Source organism: Nonomuraea sp. NPDC049269 (genome assembly GCF_043197155.1).
GTDB lineage: Bacteria > Actinomycetota > Actinomycetes > Streptosporangiales > Streptosporangiaceae > Nonomuraea.
On record NZ_JBICSO010000001.1, the window covers coordinates 156,630 to 172,203 of the forward strand.

A 15,574-nucleotide genomic window follows, 5' to 3' on the forward strand; every position below is an offset into this window, starting at 1 on the left:
ATGACTGATTGGCTCATCGCACTCATGGAGACCCTGGGCGCCCCCGGGGCGGGCCTGGCTATCGCGCTGGAAAACCTGTTCCCGCCGCTGCCGAGCGAGGTGATCCTGCCACTGTCGGGGTTCACCGCGAGCAGGGGTGAGATGGACCTGCTCGATGTGCTGGTGTGGACCACGGCGGGGTCGGTGTTCGGGGCGCTGGCGCTCTACTGGGTGGGCGCGCTGCTCGGCCGCCGCCGTACGCTGGCGATCGCCGCCAAGCTGCCGCTGGTGAAGGTCTCCGACATCGAGAAGACCGAGGCGTGGTTCCTCAAGCACGGCAAGAAGACGGTGTTCTTTGGGCGGATGATCCCCATTTTCCGCAGCCTGATCTCCATCCCGGCGGGGGTGGAGCGGATGCCGCTGCTCACGTTCACCCTGCTGACGACCGCCGGCAGCCTCATCTGGAACACCATCTTCGTGCTCGCCGGCTACTACCTGGGCGAGAACTGGTCGCTGGTGGAGGCCTATGTGGGAGTCGGCACGAACGTGGTGATCGGCCTGGTCGTGCTGGCGGTGCTCGTCTTCATCGGCGTACGACTGGCGGAGCGGCGCAAGGGCAGACATGCGTCCCGTCGCTGAGGGCCTGCGGCTGCTGGCGGCGGTGTCGCTGGGCGCGGCCACCGCCCTGGCCGACCTGGCGTTCCTGCTGGTGGCGCTGCCTTTCCTGGGCTATCCCAACACGCGGGCGATGGCCAGGCGGCTGGCCCTGCTGGAGACGCGGCGGCTGCGCCTCGACCCGGCGGAGTTCGACGTGGGCGGGCGGGCCACGCGTTATCTCGCGCTGCGCGTTCCGGTCGGGGTGCTGGGCGGGCTGGTGGTGGGGCTGTTGCTGATCGGGGTGGTGACGGGCGTCCGCATCGCCTGGGCCTGGGGGACCGGAGGCACCTTCGACGACATCGAACCCACCTGGCCGATCTTCATCTATTTCGCCCTGGTCGGGTTGCTGTTGCTCTTCCTGATCCTGTCGGGCGTGGTTGGCGTGCACGCGCTCGAACAGCGGCTGGCCCGCCGGGTGCTCGGCCCCGATCCGACCGAGAGACTCGAACGCAGGATCGTCGAGCTGGCCGAGAGCCGGGCCGGGATCGTGGCGGCGGTCGACTCAGAGCGCCGCCGGATCGAACGCGACCTGCACGACGGCCTCCAGCAGCGCCTGGTCGCCCTGTCGATGCTGATCGGCCGATCCCGGCGGGGCCGTCCCGAGCTGCTGGACCAGGCTCACGAGGAGGCGCAGCAGGCGCTGGCCGAGCTGCGCGAGGTGGCCTGGCGGGTCTACCCGAGCGGCCTCGACTCCCTCGGTCTCGGCGAGGCGCTGGCGGGGGTGGCCGAGCGCTCGAGCGTACCGGTCAAGGTGTCCTGCGACCTGGCCGCGCGCCCCCCGATGGGGGTGGAGACGGCCGCCTACTTCGTCGTCTGCGAGGCGGTGACCAACGCCGCCAAGCACGCGGGAGCCACCCTCATCACCGTTGACGTGCACCGGGAGGGCACAATGATCGTCGTGCGGGTCATGGATGACGGCCGGGGCGGCGCGACCGCCTCGGGCAGCGGGCTGTCGGGGCTGGCCCGCCGGGTGGCGGCACTCGACGGCGGGTTCCAGGTGGTCAGCCCGGCGGGCGGCCCGACAATGATCGTGGCGGAGCTGCCATGCGGGTGATCCTGGCCGAAGACTCGACGCTGCTGCGCGAGGGCCTGCTACGGCTGCTGGTGGAGGAGGGCCACGAGGTGCCCGCCGCCGTGGGCGACGGTGCCGCCCTGGTCGAGGCGGTGGCCGCCCACGGGCCCGACATCGTGGTGGTCGACGTACGGATGCCACCGACCCACACCGACGAGGGCCTGCGCGCCGCGCTGGAGATCAGGCGACGCTGGCCCACCGTCAAGGTGCTGGTCCTGTCGCAGTATGTGGAGAAGAGGTACGCGACGGAGCTGATGAGCGGCGATGTGGAAGGTGTCGGATATCTCCTGAAAGACCGGGTGGCGCAGGTAGCCGACTTCCTCGACGCGCTCGACCGGGTGGGCGCCGGGGGAGCGGCGTTCGATCCGGAGGTCGTACGCCAGTTGCTGGCCCGCACCACCCAGATCGATCCGCTGGCCCGGCTCACCCCGCGCGAGCGCGACGTCCTCGAACGCATGGCCCAGGGACTGACCAACGCCTCGATCGCCCAAGCCATGCACGTGTCGCAGAGCGCCGTGGAAAAGCACGTCAACTCACTGTTCGACAAGCTCCATCTCTCGCACCAGACCGGCTACAGCCGCCGCGTGCTGGCCGTCCTCCGCTTCCTGGAGTCGTGACCTGTGTGTTCCGGCGTCGAGGTCGGGCCCCCGGGCGATGACCGCACTGCCGCAGGGCAGGCGCGACAGCTTGCCCCACCGCCCCTACGGCGCCCGTGACCCGATCACCCGGTGGACCATGGAACCCGTCAATCTGCCTTCAGGAGCGTCATCAGCTGGTCCGCCGCCTTACGGGCGCGCTCGGTGATGTCTTCCTCGGTCGGCTCACGTACGCCGTGGAGCGCGTCCTCGAACAGCCCCCCGCCCAGCATCGCCACGAACGTCCCCGCCGCCCACCGCAGGCTCCCAGCCTTCCAATCCTGGCTGGGCGCCCAGCGTTCGAGGTAGCGCTGGAGAGCATGCACCCGGAGCTCCATGATCTGGCGGTACCGGTGACCCAGCTCCGGGAACCGAGGCGCGTCCCGGGTCACCACCCGGTACAGCGCCAGCTCTGTCGGTGACAGCACTCGTCGCAGGTAGTCCACGCCCGCGAGCGGCAACGCCACCTGGGGCGACTCGGTGAACCACGGCAGGTCCGGAAACTCGGAATCGTTGTCGGGAAGGACCTCGGGCTCCGGCATTGAGCAGGCATCCCGCATGACGGCACTGAACAGGTCGTCCTTGCCGTCGAAATGCCGGTAGACCGTCTTGATCGAGACACCCGCCGCCGCGGCGATGCGGTGCACCGAGGTCTCGGCGTAGCCGGTGTCGAGGAAGGCCTCGCGCGCGGCGTCCACGATCGCGGTCCGCTTGCGCTGCATGAGCTGGGCCTTGGGGTTGTCGTCCGACCAGGTTCGCATGGGCCTCTCCGAACGGGACTGCTTGACACCAGCATACGACAACTATCATTGTCGTTCGTACGACAATGATAGTTGTCGTATCCTCAAGGAGGCCGCGTGATGAGCTGGACTATCGACCAGATTCCCGACCAGACGGGCAAGACCTTTGTCGTCACCGGGGCCGGCAGCGGCCTCGGCCTGGCGACCACCCGGGCACTCGCCCACAGGGGCGCGCACGTCATCCTCGCCGTACGGGACGAGGTCAAGGGGCGGCGGGCCGTCGCCGAGATCACCGCCGAGCGGCCGGATGCCCGTCTCGAGGTGCGCCACCTCGATCTGGCGGATCTGGACTCGGTCCACACCTTCGCCGACCGGCTGCGTTCCGACCTGGGGCGCCTGGACCTCCTCGTCAACAACGCGGGGGTGATGGCGCCGCCCCGTACGCTCAACGCGCAGGGCCACGAGCTGCAGTTCGCCGCCAACCACCTCGGCCACTTCGCACTCACCGGCCTGGTGCTCGACCTCCTGGCCGACGGGAGCGACCCCCGCGTGGTCACGGTCACCTCGACCAACCACCGGCAGGGCCGGATCTTCTTCGACGACCTCACCGGTGAGCGCACGTACTCTCCCATGAAGTTCTACAACCAGTCCAAGCTCGCCAACGCCGCCTTCGGATGGGAGCTCCACCAGCGGCTGACCGCGGCGGGCAGCCCGGTGCGCAGCGTGCTCGCCCACCCCGGTTACGCCTCCACCAACCTCCAGACCAGCGCACCGGTCGGCATGGTGAAGCTGCTGTTCGGCCGCATCCTCGCCCCGCTCGCCCAGTCCGCCGAGCGGGGCGCGCTGCCTCAGCTGTACGCGGCCACCGCCCCGGACGCGGCAAGTGGGCAGCTCATCGGGCCGGGCGGCATGGCTGAGCTGCGCGGCGCCCCCAAACAGGTCCAGCTGGCCCCGACCGCCACCGATCCCGAGACCGGCCGCCGCCTCTGGGAGTTGTCGGAACGCCTGACCACGGTGCGCTTCGCACTCCCGGCCACCGCCTGAGATCGTCCGTATGGTGGAGTGACGCGCCGGCAGCCCCGTCTGAGAGCGTGTGAGAGACTACGCCGATCTTGGAGTCGAGGTGCGGAGTCCTGTTTCGTGCGTTCACGAGTTATCGCCTGCGTCCCGGTACTGCTGCTCTTCATGAGCGCCTGCGGAGAGAAGCCCGAGCCGGAGGCCGCACCGTCCGTCACCCACACGCCCACGACATCAGCGCCCCCGGTATCCCCGACGCCCACGACATCAGTACCGCCGGTATCCCCGACGCCCACGGCCCGGCCTTCGCGCAAGCGCGCGCTCGCCGGCCCCGGGACCGTGTGCGGTGAGATCCAGCCGCCCGGCGGCGGCGCCATGGCGGCGGTCGCGGTGTCCGCGGGGCGAGCCGATTGCCGTACGGCCCTCAAGATCTTCCGGACCTACTACCGGCCGGACACCCCCAAGCAGGGCAGCGCTGGGGTCGCGACCGTCGGCGGATGGCGTTGCGCCAGCAACTCGGCCGCTCAGGCGAACATCAGCGGGCGACTCTCCTCGTGCCGCCAGGCCACCGCGAAGATCGTGGCGGACGTCATCCCGTAACGAGCGCCGTCGATGGTCAGCTCATTTGCCGGTCGGCTGGGCGCGGACGTGGAGACGCTCGCCCTGAGGCCCGAACAGGGAGAGGATCTCGACCGGCTCGGAACCGGCGTTGCCGAACCAGTGCGGGATACGGGTGTCGAACTCGGCGACCTCGCCGGGCGTGAGGATCACGTCGTGCTCGCCGAGGACCAGGCGCACCCGCCCGGACAGTACGTAGAGCCACTCGTAGCCCTCGTGCACCTGGGGATCGGGCTCGGTTCCGGGCCAGTTCGGCGGCATGACCTGCTTGAACGCCTGGAGCCCGCCGGGCCGGCGGGTGAGCGGGATGAAGACGGAGCCCCGGCGACGGAACGAGCGCAACTGCACGCGCGGGTCACCGGTGGGCGGCGCGTCGACGAGCTCGTCCAGTGTCACCTGGTGGGCGCGCGCCAGGGGCAGCAACAGCTCCAAGGTCGGCCGGCGCTGCCCGGACTCCAGGCGCGACAGGGTGCTGATCGAGATGCCGGTGGACTCCGACAGCTCGGTCAGGGTGGCGCCGCGCTGCTGGCGCAGGGTCCGCAGCCGGGGCCCGACGGCATGCAGAACATCGTCCAGAACAATCTCGTCATCGTCCATGGACCCAATTTGCCACAACGGCAAGGGTTTTTGGCAATGGCGGCGAGTCACGACGGTGCCCCCACCCGGCCGTCCTCGACCAGGGCCACTCAGCTCGTCTACAGGTCGTTCCTGGTAAGCCAGGTCAGGCACGCGTCGGCCACCTCACGCCAGCCGTGGTCGATGGTCAGGGAGTGGCCCCGGTCGGGGAACCGCTGGATCTCGGTGATCGCGGTGGAGCCTCGATACTGCTTGAGCGTCGCTTCGGTGACCGTCTCGGGGACGGTGTGGTCCTTGCCGCCGGCGATCAGCAGCAGCGGCCCCCGGGCGTCGTTGCCGGTGTCGACCTTGGCGGGCGAATGGGGGGAGAAGTTCGCGGCGGCAGCCTCGAACAGCGGCTTGCCCGGCGCGGGGATGGTCCAGCGTTCGTACAGCTCGGCGGCTTCCTGAGCCGGGATGGCGTTGCCGAACGCGTAGGTGAACTGGTCGAGGGTGAGGGAGACGGCCCGGTGCTTGTTGGCCGGGTTCTTGAACACCGGCAGGGTCGAGCGCAACGCCGACAACGGCAGCGGCAGCACCCCTTTGATCTGGGCGGCGTCGATCGCGATCGCGGCTCTAGCCAGGTCCTGCCCGAGCAGCTTCTCGGCGATCATGCCGCCGAAGGAGTGACCGATCAGGATCGGCTTGACGTCCAGAGCGTTGATGATCTCCGTGTAGTGGGCGACGACGTCGTCGATGCCATGGTCGGCGATGCTGTCGGGGTCCTTGCGGGACAGTTCGACGCTTTCGCGGTCCCCCGGCCAGCCGGGCGCCGCCGCGTCGTAGCCGGCGGTCGTGAACAGCTCGATCCAGGAAGACCAGGAGGTGGCGTGTAGCCAAAGGCCGTGGATGAAGATGACGGGAGTGGTCGGTGCGGTCATCGGTTGCTCCTCAGGAACATGGCTGTCATGCCGGATGGGTGTGCTTGACCGCCTGGGTCGCGGTCGCGGCGGTGCGGATGTGGCCGGCCACGGCTGCCGGTTGCGACAGCGCGATCGCGTGTGAGGCGTCGACCTCGATGGTGTCGGCCCCGGCGCGCTGGGCCATGAAACGCTGTGCGGCGGTATGGATCGCCTGGTCCGCGGTCGCCACGACGTACCAGGACGGCAGGGTTTTCCAGCTCGCGGCGGGAGAGCTCTCCTCGAACGCCACCGCCGCGATGGGGCGCTGCGCGGCGGCCGCCACCGAGGTGAGGCGCTCGGGCAGGTCGGCGGCGAACACCGCGGCGAACTGGTCTTCCTTGAGGAACAGCTCCACGGCCTCTTCTCCATCGCCAGTGCGGAAGACGGCCGGCCGCAGCGCCGGGCCCAGCCGGCTGTCGGGGAAGCGGCCCGTGACGTCCAGCACGCTCTCCCCTGCCTCCAGGGCGAAAGCGGTCACGTAGACCAGCCCGACCACGTTGCCCGGCTGGGCTGCGGCCCGGGTGATGACCACACCGCCGTAGGAGTGACCCACCAGCAGGACCGGACCGTCGATCGCGGCGACGACGCCGGCGAGGTAGGCGGCGTCGGTGGCCGGTCCGCGCAGCGGGTTGGCCACAGCGATCACGGGGATCCCGGAATCCTGGAGCTCGGCGATCACGCCCGCCCAGCTCGACGCGTCCGTGAAGGCGCCGTGGACCAGCACGACGGTCGGCGTGCTGCCGTTCTTGAAGGAACTCATGGCCTCACCGTAAGAAGCCCTCCGCGCGGGTCGCGAGCGTCACATGACTGCGTCACCGAGCGTCACCAGGCGAAGCGGTGAGGTCAGGATGGTACGCGCAGGGCTCTGCTCAACGCCGATCGCGAGGTGACCCCCAGCTTGGGGAAGATCCTGTAGAGGTGGGAGCTGACGGTTCGATGAGACAGATAGAGCTTCTCGCCGATCTCCCGGTTCGTCAGGCCATCGGCCGCCATCTGGACGATCTGGAGTTCCTGCGCGGTCAGCACGTCGCGCGCTTCACTGCTGCGACTGCGGCTGCTCTCGCCGGAGGCCCGCAGCTCCTGGCGCGCTCGCTCGCTCCAGGGGATCACCCCCAAGGCGTCGAACGTCTCGCGAGCCGTGCGCAAGGGTGCCCGCGACTCGGCCGTACGCCGCTGGCGCCGCAGCCATTCGCCGTACGCCAGTTGCACCCGAGCCCGTACGAAGGGCCATCGCCGCAGGTCGGCACCGAGCGCGGCGTCGAAGAGGGGCTCTGCTGCCGCCTCATCGGCCAGGACGGCCCGGGCGTAGCGCAGGTCGGCGTGCAAGGACGGCGACGGCGTGGTGAGCGCCACCGCCTCCAGTTCCTCGATGATGCCGGCCACCGCGTGCCCTTGACCGCTGTGCGCCGCGGCGTCTGCGAGTTCGGCGATGGAAAAGCAGCGCAGCGCCAGGTGGAAGGCCGGATCGGCGGGGTCGTGCATCCGTCGCAGCTGGTCGAAGGCGTCGGCGTAACGTCCCTCGCCCAGCGCGGCGAGTCCACGCGCGAGCTGCACCGTGGCCAGCACGGGGCGGGCTCCGATGGGCAGGGCCACCTGCTCGGCCGCCACCGCGAGGCTCTCCACGCGATCCTGCTCGCCGCGCAGCGCGGCGAGCACCGCGCCCGAGGCCTGAGCGATGGCGTGCATCAGCGGCTGGGAGGTCTCGTGCGCCAGACGGGCGGCCTCCTCGGCCGCGGGAATGGCCACGCTCAGGTCGGCCAGCCGGGCCGCGCTCCATGCCTGTGCCCCGAGGTCTCGCGCCAGGAGGCTGAGCCGGCCCTGCGCGCGCAGAGTCGGCAGCGAAGCGGCGCTGAACTCCTCCGACAGGTCGAACGCCCCCACCATCAACGCCGAACTGCCGAGCAGGCGAGCCGCGGGCCGGCCGCCGGTCGGGTGGGCGGCCAGATGGCGTAATCGCTCGATCACGACCTTCCCCCGCTCGATCGGAGCCGCGAACGCCAGGACCGTCAGCAACCGCCCGTCCAGATCGTCGACGGGCAGGCCCTCGGCCACGGTGACGACGCGTTGCCGCGACCGCTCGTCAGCATGAGCCCAGAAACATCGCAAGGACGCACTGGACAGGAGTTTCAGCGCGAGATCGACGTCCCCCTGCGCCGCCATCGTCTCGGCGAGATCGGCCAGAGAGTGCGCTGCCGCGCTGTCGTCACGGATGCCGTCCTGGAAGCTCTCGCGGATCCACACGATACGGGCCTGCTGCTGGGCCGACAGGTGCGGCTGCTCGCCTTCGCCCAGCAACCTTACGACGATATCGCGCCGTCCCATCTCGGCCGCGTACTCGGCGGCCCGCACCAGCCGTTCAGACCGGTGAGCGGGATTCTCACTGAGCCTGACCGCGTCCTCCAGCGCCGCGACGGCCGACAGCAGGTCGCCCCGACGTCGCACGCTTTGGGCCGTGGTCTCCAGCTCGACGGCAATGCTCTCATCCGGCCTGGGGCTGGATGCCGCGCGGTGCCAGAGACGACGGTCCGGCCGGCCGGTGAGAACGTCGGCCAAGGCGGCGTGCACGGCGTGCCTCTGGGAGATGCTCGCGCCCTGGTAGATCGCCGAGCGCATGAGCGGGTGCCGGAACGACACCCCGGCTTCGTCCACGTCGACCAGCCGTACGGTGACAGCGGGAGCCAGATCGTCTGCCGTGACCGGTACACCGGTGATCAGCGCGGTGGCGTCGAGGGTCTCGGAAAGGTCGGTGCTGTCGTTGAGCGCGGCCACCAGCAGCATGGTCCGAAGGGTCGATGGCAATCCCGACATGCGGGCGGTGAAGGTCTGTTCCAGCCGGGTGGTCAGCGGGAGCCATCCCGGCGGCAGGGGGCCCTTCCCGTCCCGCGTGTCCGCGGCGATCGGCAGCTCGACGAGGGCCAAGGGGTTTCCCGCAGCCTCCCGCAGCAACCGGGTGCGTACCGCCGGCGTCAGGGTGGGGCTGCAGGCGTCCAGTAGGGCGGTCGCGGCGGTGTCATCGAGCCGATCGAGGAGCAACTCCTGCAGCCCTGCCCTTTCCAGGGGGCTCTGGAAACCGTCGCGTATCGCGGCCAGCAGCACGATCGGTTCGGAGTCCAGCCGCCGCGCGACGAACGCGAGCGCGTCGGCGCTTGCGCGGTCCAGCCAGTGAGCGTCCTCGACAAGGAGCAGGACGGGCGCGCGGGCGGCGGCCTCGCCCAGGAGGTTCAGCGCCGCCAGGGCGATGAGGAACGGGTCCGGCACCCGGGCGTCGGTCAGCCCGAACGCCGCTCCCAGCGCGCCGCGCTGGGGTGCGGGCAGTTCCCCGATCTCGGTACGAAGCGGAAGCAGCACCTGATGCAGACCGGCGAAGGGCATGTGCGTCTCTGACTCCACACCGGCCGTCCGCAAGATCCGCATGCCCCGAGCGGCCGCGATCCCCGCCGTGTCCAGCAGCAAGGCCGACTTCCCGATCCCCGCCTCGCCGCGCACCAGCATCGCTCCGCCGCTCTTTCGGACGCCGTCCACGAACTCGCCGAGACGCCGCTGTTCGGACTCCCGCCCGAAAAGCGGTATTGCTTGCTGGTTTGCTGGCATATGAAGCCATGGTCGCGTGCGCTCGGGGTCCCGTCCAGCGAACTTGGTGGCGGTGATGGGGGTGCCGCCGGGGACGAGCACCATGCCTTTGTCGGAAACGCGGATCATGAGGATTCAGGCCTTTCGCTGATGCGCTCAGTTCTGCGGATGCGTGTTCTGGGCGGCTCGCAGGCGGCGGTGCTCTTTGGGGGTGACGCCGCCCCACCTGCCGTCAGATGGCGGCCTCGCGGATGAGGTCGGCGACCGCGGCGGGCTGGGAGACGTAGACGGCGTGGCTGCCGATGACCTCGACGACCTTCGCTCCGGCGCGCTCGGCCATCATGCGCTGAGCCGGCGGCGGGATCATCCGGTCCTCGGTCGCGACGAGGTACCAGCTGGGCTTGTGCCGCCAGGCCGGTTCGGTGACCGACCCACCGAGGGCGTCCACGCCCCACGGGACTTGAGAATCGGCCATGAACGCCGCCACCTGGCCGGGCAGGTCGGCGGCGAACGAGGCGGCGAACGTGTCGCGGTCAAGGAAGAGGAAGCCCTCCCTGGGAGGGAGGATGGGCGGCACCGGCGGGTCGGCGATGAGGGTGCTGACCGATTCGCCCTTGTCCGGGGCGAACGCGGCGATGTAGACCAGCGATGTGACGTTGGGGTGGGCGCCGGCCTCGCTGATGACGACCCCACCGTAGGAGTGGCCGACCAGGACGGCCGGGCCGTCGAGGCCGTCCAGGACCCGGCGGGTCACCGCGACGTCATCCGCCAGCGACAGCGTCGGGTTCTGCACGATGTGGACGCGGAGCCCGTTCCTGGTCAGCTCGTCGTAGACACCCCGCCAGCCGGATCCGTCCACGAAGCCACCGTGCACGAGCACGATGTTCCTAATGGTGGTCATGGTCGCTCCCGAGCTGGACGGACAGGCCCGGCGCGTGTCCTGGTGCTCTCCATCCAAGTCGCGTGCACGCGGCCCGGCCACGCAGAACAGGACGCAGAAGTAGGCCCGAGCGTCAGGCGTTCGCCAGGTCGCGGCAGCGGCTGCTCGCCTCGGCGTCGCCGATGGCTTCGTACACCCCGGCCGCCCTCGCGTAGGTATGGCGGCTCTCGCCGGTCCGGTCCTCCTCGGCCAGCAAGACCGCCAGTGTCTCCAGGGAGCGGGCCTGCGGGACGAGCAACTGAGCCTGCTCCATGAGGCTGGTCGCCTCGGTGAGCTTGATGATCGCCTCAGCCCGGTGGCCGAGCAATCCCAGGCATTCGCCGATGCGGGCCAGCACGATCGGCCTGTTGAACGCCGCGACGCTCGGCGTTATCCCCGAGCAGTCGTCGTTCAGCAGGGCCAGCACGTCGAGGTACTGCTTCAGCGCCTTGGTGTGATCTCCGGCGTCGCGAAGGCAGGTGCCGAGGGCGGCGAGAGAATTGCAGTACCGATCCATGTCGCCGTTGGCCAAGTGGATCCGCGCCGCCTGGGTTTCCGCCGCGATGGCCTCGTCGAGCCGCCCGAGCCGTCGAAGCGCGCCTCCCGCGTGGTGATGAGCCAAGCCGATCTGCGCCGTGGCACCACTGCGGGTTGCCAGGTCTATCGCCTGGGCTGTGTAGCGCAGTGCGGTCTCCGGGTCATCTCGCGGCAGCAGATGGACCCAGGCCAGCATGTTCAGTTGCGCGGCCTGCCGGGCCGGATCGCCCAGGGCGGCGGCGGCCTCGGCACCGAGGGTGAACACCTCGTACCAGTGCGGCGCGTGCATCCACTGATCGGAGAACCAGTCCATCGACTCGGCGCAGTCGAGGACGGCGGTGAACCGGCCGATGCTCGCCGCGTGACGTAACGCGCCCAGCCAGTTGTCCACATTCACGCGTAGCCAGTGGTCGGCCTTCTCCGCGGAGGACAGCTCAGCGGCATCGGGGGCAGCTTGGCCAGGATCGCCGTACCCGGGCTCGAACCACCGCCCGGCGGTCGTGGCCGTCCGCAGCAGCCATGACGTCATCGTCACGGTGAGCGCGTCGCGCTCGGCCGCAGGCTCCTCCTGCTGAAGCCGATCGCGGGCGAACAGCCGTACCAGGTCGTGGAAGCGGTAGCGTTCCGACGTGCTGTCCTGCAGCAGACCGAGGTCGACGAGTTCGTCGAGGGCGTCCCATGCCTCCTCGATCGACGTGCCGCCCACCACGGCGGCCAGAGCGGCGTCGAAGCTGCGGCCCGGCACCAGGGCGAGCCGGCGGAAGAGCCGTCGCGTCGAGGTGGCCAGCTGCTCGTAGGACAGCCCGAACGCGGTGGCGATCTTGAGATCGCCGGCGCTGAGCTGGTCCAGGCGACGCTCCTCGTTCGTCAGCCGGGCGGCGAGGTCGGCGGCGTTCCAGCCGGGTCGGCTGACCAGCCGATTTCCGGCGATCCGGAGCGCGAGGGGCAGACCACCGCACAGCTGCGCGAGCTGCCCGACGGCCGATCCTTCGTCCGGGGCGCCGCGGTCTTTCAGGATTCCGGTCAGCAGCTCGGTGGCTTCCAGCAGGGGCAGGGGCCCGAGGGCGAGTCTGCGCACTCCTTCCAGACCGGCCAGCAGGCGGCGACTGGTCACCAGGGCCTTTCCCGCACCGCCGCCCGGCAGCAGCGGCCGGACCTGCTCCTCGGCGGCGGCATTGTCGAGCACGATCAGCACGCGCCGGTCACGCAGCAGGGACCGGTACAAGGACGCACGCCCGGCGACGTCGCCCGGGATCTGCTGATCCGCGATGCCGAGTGCGCGAAGCAGCATGCCCAAGGCATCGTCGACGGGCAGGGGCTGCGCAGACATACCGAACAGGTCGAGGAAGAACACCCCGTGAGGGAAGTCCGGCCGCAGGGCGTGGGCGGCGCGGACGGCCAACGTGGTCTTGCCCAGCCCGGCAGAACCGGTGATGAGCCCCACACCCGCGGCGCCCGGCGCGTCCCCGGCGCGTAAGAGCTCGCTGATCCAGGCCAGTCCCGCGGCTCGACCGGTGAAGTCGCCGACGGAGCGCGGCAGCTCGCACAGCCCGGTCGGGCGGGCCCAGTGATCGCGCAGGCGGCCCTCGCGTGCCAGCTCGACGAGCTGGTCGCGGTCGGCGTCGCCCAGGCCGAGGGCGTCGGCCAGCGCGGTGACGGTCCGATGCTGGGAACCCTTGCTGCGTCCGCGTTCCATGTCCGACAGCGTCCGGGCGCTGACCCCCGAGGCCTCGGCGAGCTGCTCCAGCGTCAGACGTGCCGCGTGCCGATGGCGACGCAGCACCTCCGCGAAGCTGGGTGCGGTAATCGAGCGCTCCTTCTCCGCGATCAAGTGGAGATCACCCAAAGCTTACGGGAGAGAGCCGGTGACAGCGGAGGCCACTGCTTCGTTCACCTTCAGCCTGGAACACGACCTGCGGTCACGTAGCGCTCGGTGACGCAGTCAGGTGACGCTCGCGCGGCAAGCGAGCCGGTTTCTACGGTTTGCCCCATGAACGCCAAGAAGGTCCGCGGCCGCGTCGTCATCCCGATCGCGGTGGCTGGCATGTTCGCCTACCTCGCCCCTGCCGCTTCCGCCCAGGCCGCCCCGGTGCCCATCACAGCCATCGCCTCCAAGACGCCGTCGGAGACCGGCCATGCGCCGCGCATTCCGGCAGGTTTTCGTGAGGGGAGAGTTCAGGTCGGCGACGTCGCGATCAACTACGTGCGCGGTGGACACGGGCCGACGCTGGTCCTGCTGCACGGATACCCGCAAACCTGGTACACCTGGCGCGAAGTCCTGCCCGAGCTCGCCAAGCACTACACGGTCATCGCGCCGGATCTACGCGGAGCAGGCAAGAGCGACGCACCCGCCAGTGGCTACGACAAGAAGACCCTCGCCGCTGACCTGCACGGCTTGTTGACCAGGCTCGGCCTCAAGCGGGACATCAGGCTCGTGGGGCACGACATCGGCACGATGGTCGCCTACTCCTACGCCGCCGCCCACCCCGGCGACGTCACCAAGCTGGTCCTCAGCGAGGCACCCATCCCCGACAAGACCCTCTACACCTTCCCCTCCCTCACCGCGAAGGGGCCGGGCTTCTGGAACTTCGGCTACTTCAGCGTCCGCAACGGCCTGCCCGAGCGCATGGTGAACGGCCGGGAGGAGCAGTGGGTGGAGCGTTTCGTCGACTCCCTCGAAGTCAAGAAGAACGGCGTCAGCGACGAACAGGTCCGCGAGTACGCCCGCTACCTGCGCGATGACGCTCACCTGCGGGCGAGTTTCGAATGGTTCCGCGCCTTTCCCAAGGACGTCGCTGACAACAGCGCATACAGCGCGAAGAAGCTCACCATGCCGGTACTCGCCATCGGCGCCCGTGGCAGCCTCGGTGACTTCGTCCCCACCCAAGTCCGCAAGTACGCCGGCCATGTGACCGGGATCGTCATCGAGGACTCCGGTCACTGGATCTTCGAGGAGCAGCCCGAACAGCTCACCCGCACACTCCTGCGCTTCCTCAAGAAGAACTGACCCGACGCCGAAACAGGAGCAGCCACATGAACAACAGACGTGCACCCCATTCCGGCGACACGCAGAACCCCTTCTGGTTCCTCGGTGGCCGGGCCCAGATCCTGGTGCCGGGCACGGCGACCGGCGGCACCTTGAGCGTGATGGAGTTCACCGACCCCAAGGGCCACGCGCCACCCCTGCACGTTCACGAGGCGGAGGACGAGATCTGGATCGTGCTCGATGGAGAGATCACCTTCTTCGTCGGGGACGACCGCTACGACCTGTTCGACATCGAAGCCATCCTCGCCTCGGCCGAGGCGTACCGCCTGCGCGTGGCGGGTCCTCCGCCGGTGGCCTAGGCGCACCGCTCGACACCTTCACCCCTACCAAGGAGATCCGCCATGTCCGCACAGACCTCTCCGCTCTTCCGGCCGGGGATCCGACTCCTGCTGCCCGTGACACTGGCCGTCCTGGCCTTGCTGGCCATCCTGGTCACGGCTCTTCCCTCGGCCGCCGCCGCGACGAGCCGGCAAACGGTCAAACCCACTGTGGTGCTGGTCCACGGTGCGTTCGCCGACGCCTCGAGCTGGAACAAGGTCGTCGCCCGGCTCCAAGGGGCCGGCTACCCGGTGATCGCCCCCGCCAACCCCCTGCGCGACCTGGCAGGCGATTCGGCCTACCTGTCGAGCATCGTCTCCAGCATCGACGGACCGGTCATTCTGGTCGGCCACTCCTACGGCGGAGCGGTCATCTCCAACGCCGCCACCGGCCACCCCAACGTCAAGGCGCTGGTCTTCATCGCCGCGTTCGCACCCGAGGAGGCCGAGTCAGCGCTCGACCTGACCGGTAAGTTCCCCGGCAGCCAGCTGCCCACCAGCCTGATCACCCGCCAGTACCCGCTGCCCGGCGGCGGTACCGGCACCGACGCCTACATCGCCCCCGCCGCATTCCACGCCGCCTTCGCCGCCGACCTGCCCGCCCGCGACACCGCCCTGATGGCCGCCACCCAGCGCCCGGCCGCCCTGGCCGCGCTCGGCTCCCCGAGCGGAGCGCCCGCCTGGAAGACCATCCCCTCCTGGTACCTGGTCGCCGGCGCCGACCAGGCCATCCCACCCGCAGCCCAGCGGTTCATGGCCCAGCGCGCCGGCGCGCGCACCAGCGAAGTCGGGGAAGCCTCACACGTGATCATGATCTCCCGGCCTGACGCCACCACCGCTGTCATCACAGCGGCAGCCCACGCCACCCGCTGATCCCCGCACGACACCCATCGGTCCGGCACGCGGCAGGCGCGATCCCCGCGCCTGCCGCAGTTCCGGCCAGCGCTCAC

At 69.9% G+C, this 15,574-nt stretch carries 15 protein-coding genes; 8 read left to right on the top strand and 7 right to left on the bottom strand.

Annotation, left to right across the window (positions count from 1 at the left end; all coding sequences use genetic code 11):
* Genes ACGFNP_RS00750 through ACGFNP_RS00760 form a run of 3 tightly spaced genes read left to right on the top strand, consistent with a single transcriptional unit; the run spans nucleotide 1 to nucleotide 2,325 of the window.
* Nucleotides 1–618 carry a DedA family protein gene (locus ACGFNP_RS00750; protein WP_358333184.1) on the top strand — a complete coding sequence of 206 codons (618 nt, stop codon included), beginning with the start codon at nucleotides 1–3 and terminating at the stop codon, nucleotides 616–618.
* On the top strand, nucleotides 602–1,690 hold the full coding sequence (locus ACGFNP_RS00755) for a sensor histidine kinase (RefSeq protein ID WP_393313251.1): 1,089 nt from the start codon (nucleotides 602–604) through the stop codon (nucleotides 1,688–1,690). The genes ACGFNP_RS00750 and ACGFNP_RS00755 overlap by 17 nt, the downstream gene beginning before the upstream one ends.
* Complete coding sequence (locus ACGFNP_RS00760; RefSeq protein WP_393313254.1) at nucleotides 1,681–2,325, top strand: response regulator; 645 nt, start codon at nucleotides 1,681–1,683, stop codon at nucleotides 2,323–2,325. Before ACGFNP_RS00755 ends, ACGFNP_RS00760 begins: the two co-directional genes overlap by 10 nt.
* Before the next feature lie 128 nt (nucleotides 2,326–2,453).
* Here the strand turns inward: ACGFNP_RS00760 and ACGFNP_RS00765 are convergent, their stop codons facing one another.
* Nucleotides 2,454–3,104, bottom strand: a complete 651-nt coding sequence (locus tag ACGFNP_RS00765) for a TetR/AcrR family transcriptional regulator (protein ID WP_393313257.1) — start codon at nucleotides 3,102–3,104, stop codon at nucleotides 2,454–2,456.
* Between the two features lie 99 nt (nucleotides 3,105–3,203).
* Here ACGFNP_RS00765 and ACGFNP_RS00770 point away from each other — a divergent pair, with 99 nt between their 5' ends.
* On the top strand, nucleotides 3,204–4,127 hold the full coding sequence (locus tag ACGFNP_RS00770; RefSeq protein ID WP_358333613.1) for an oxidoreductase: 924 nt from the start codon (nucleotides 3,204–3,206) through the stop codon (nucleotides 4,125–4,127).
* A 96-nt stretch (nucleotides 4,128–4,223) separates the two neighbouring features.
* On the top strand, nucleotides 4,224–4,700 hold the full coding sequence (locus ACGFNP_RS00775; RefSeq protein WP_393313259.1) for a hypothetical protein: 477 nt from the start codon (nucleotides 4,224–4,226) through the stop codon (nucleotides 4,698–4,700).
* A 21-nt stretch (nucleotides 4,701–4,721) separates the two neighbouring features.
* Here ACGFNP_RS00775 and ACGFNP_RS00780 read toward each other — a convergent pair whose 3' ends face one another.
* The 6 genes from ACGFNP_RS00780 to ACGFNP_RS00805 form a co-directional block, all read right to left on the bottom strand.
* Nucleotides 4,722–5,315, bottom strand: a complete 594-nt coding sequence (locus ACGFNP_RS00780; RefSeq protein ID WP_393313262.1) for a helix-turn-helix domain-containing protein — start codon at nucleotides 5,313–5,315, stop codon at nucleotides 4,722–4,724.
* Nucleotides 5,316–5,413: 98 nt separating this feature from the next.
* Nucleotides 5,414–6,214, bottom strand: a complete 801-nt coding sequence (locus tag ACGFNP_RS00785; RefSeq protein WP_358333167.1) for an alpha/beta hydrolase — start codon at nucleotides 6,212–6,214, stop codon at nucleotides 5,414–5,416.
* Nucleotides 6,215–6,239: 25 nt separating this feature from the next.
* On the bottom strand, nucleotides 6,240–6,995 hold the full coding sequence (locus ACGFNP_RS00790) for an alpha/beta hydrolase (RefSeq protein ID WP_358333164.1): 756 nt from the start codon (nucleotides 6,993–6,995) through the stop codon (nucleotides 6,240–6,242).
* A gap of 83 nt (nucleotides 6,996–7,078) precedes the next feature.
* Nucleotides 7,079–9,826 carry an AAA family ATPase gene (locus ACGFNP_RS00795; protein ID WP_393313266.1) on the bottom strand — a complete coding sequence of 916 codons (2,748 nt, stop codon included), beginning with the start codon at nucleotides 9,824–9,826 and terminating at the stop codon, nucleotides 7,079–7,081.
* A gap of 211 nt (nucleotides 9,827–10,037) precedes the next feature.
* On the bottom strand, nucleotides 10,038–10,706 hold the full coding sequence (locus ACGFNP_RS00800; protein WP_393313269.1) for an alpha/beta fold hydrolase: 669 nt from the start codon (nucleotides 10,704–10,706) through the stop codon (nucleotides 10,038–10,040).
* A 112-nt stretch (nucleotides 10,707–10,818) separates the two neighbouring features.
* Complete coding sequence (locus tag ACGFNP_RS00805) at nucleotides 10,819–13,092, bottom strand: ATP-binding protein (RefSeq protein ID WP_393313272.1); 2,274 nt, start codon at nucleotides 13,090–13,092, stop codon at nucleotides 10,819–10,821.
* Between the two features lie 159 nt (nucleotides 13,093–13,251).
* Between ACGFNP_RS00805 and ACGFNP_RS00810 the strand changes: the two genes are divergently transcribed.
* The 3 genes from ACGFNP_RS00810 to ACGFNP_RS00820 are packed head-to-tail and all read left to right on the top strand — an operon-like array spanning nucleotide 13,252 to nucleotide 15,497.
* On the top strand, nucleotides 13,252–14,268 hold the full coding sequence (locus tag ACGFNP_RS00810) for an alpha/beta hydrolase (RefSeq protein WP_358333152.1): 1,017 nt from the start codon (nucleotides 13,252–13,254) through the stop codon (nucleotides 14,266–14,268).
* A 26-nt stretch (nucleotides 14,269–14,294) separates the two neighbouring features.
* A complete protein-coding gene (locus tag ACGFNP_RS00815; RefSeq protein ID WP_358333149.1) occupies nucleotides 14,295–14,606 on the top strand; it encodes a cupin domain-containing protein in 312 nt (103 codons plus the stop codon).
* A 42-nt stretch (nucleotides 14,607–14,648) separates the two neighbouring features.
* On the top strand, nucleotides 14,649–15,497 hold the full coding sequence (locus ACGFNP_RS00820; RefSeq protein ID WP_393313276.1) for an alpha/beta fold hydrolase: 849 nt from the start codon (nucleotides 14,649–14,651) through the stop codon (nucleotides 15,495–15,497).
* The last annotated feature ends 77 nt before the right edge of the window (nucleotides 15,498–15,574 follow it).

Excerpts from the sequence above, each read along its gene's own strand:
- ACGFNP_RS00815 (WP_358333149.1), top strand. The coding sequence starts at position 14,295 with ATGAACAACAGACGTGCACCCCATTCCGGCGACACGCAGAACCCCTTC.
- ACGFNP_RS00755 (WP_393313251.1), top strand. The coding sequence starts at position 602 with ATGCGTCCCGTCGCTGAGGGCCTGCGGCTGCTGGCGGCGGTGTCGCTG.
- ACGFNP_RS00820 (WP_393313276.1), top strand. The coding sequence starts at position 14,649 with ATGTCCGCACAGACCTCTCCGCTCTTCCGGCCGGGGATCCGACTCCTG.
- ACGFNP_RS00785 (WP_358333167.1), bottom strand. The coding sequence starts at position 6,214 with ATGACCGCACCGACCACTCCCGTCATCTTCATCCACGGCCTTTGGCTA.
- ACGFNP_RS00760 (WP_393313254.1), top strand. The coding sequence starts at position 1,681 with ATGCGGGTGATCCTGGCCGAAGACTCGACGCTGCTGCGCGAGGGCCTG.
- ACGFNP_RS00795 (WP_393313266.1), bottom strand. The coding sequence starts at position 9,826 with ATGCCAGCAAACCAGCAAGCAATACCGCTTTTCGGGCGGGAGTCCGAA.
- ACGFNP_RS00765 (WP_393313257.1), bottom strand. The coding sequence starts at position 3,104 with ATGCGAACCTGGTCGGACGACAACCCCAAGGCCCAGCTCATGCAGCGC.
- ACGFNP_RS00790 (WP_358333164.1), bottom strand. The coding sequence starts at position 6,995 with ATGAGTTCCTTCAAGAACGGCAGCACGCCGACCGTCGTGCTGGTCCAC.
- ACGFNP_RS00750 (WP_358333184.1), top strand. The coding sequence starts at position 1 with ATGACTGATTGGCTCATCGCACTCATGGAGACCCTGGGCGCCCCCGGG.
- ACGFNP_RS00810 (WP_358333152.1), top strand. The coding sequence starts at position 13,252 with ATGAACGCCAAGAAGGTCCGCGGCCGCGTCGTCATCCCGATCGCGGTG.
- ACGFNP_RS00800 (WP_393313269.1), bottom strand. The coding sequence starts at position 10,706 with ATGACCACCATTAGGAACATCGTGCTCGTGCACGGTGGCTTCGTGGAC.
- ACGFNP_RS00780 (WP_393313262.1), bottom strand. The coding sequence starts at position 5,315 with ATGGACGATGACGAGATTGTTCTGGACGATGTTCTGCATGCCGTCGGG.
- ACGFNP_RS00770 (WP_358333613.1), top strand. The coding sequence starts at position 3,204 with ATGAGCTGGACTATCGACCAGATTCCCGACCAGACGGGCAAGACCTTT.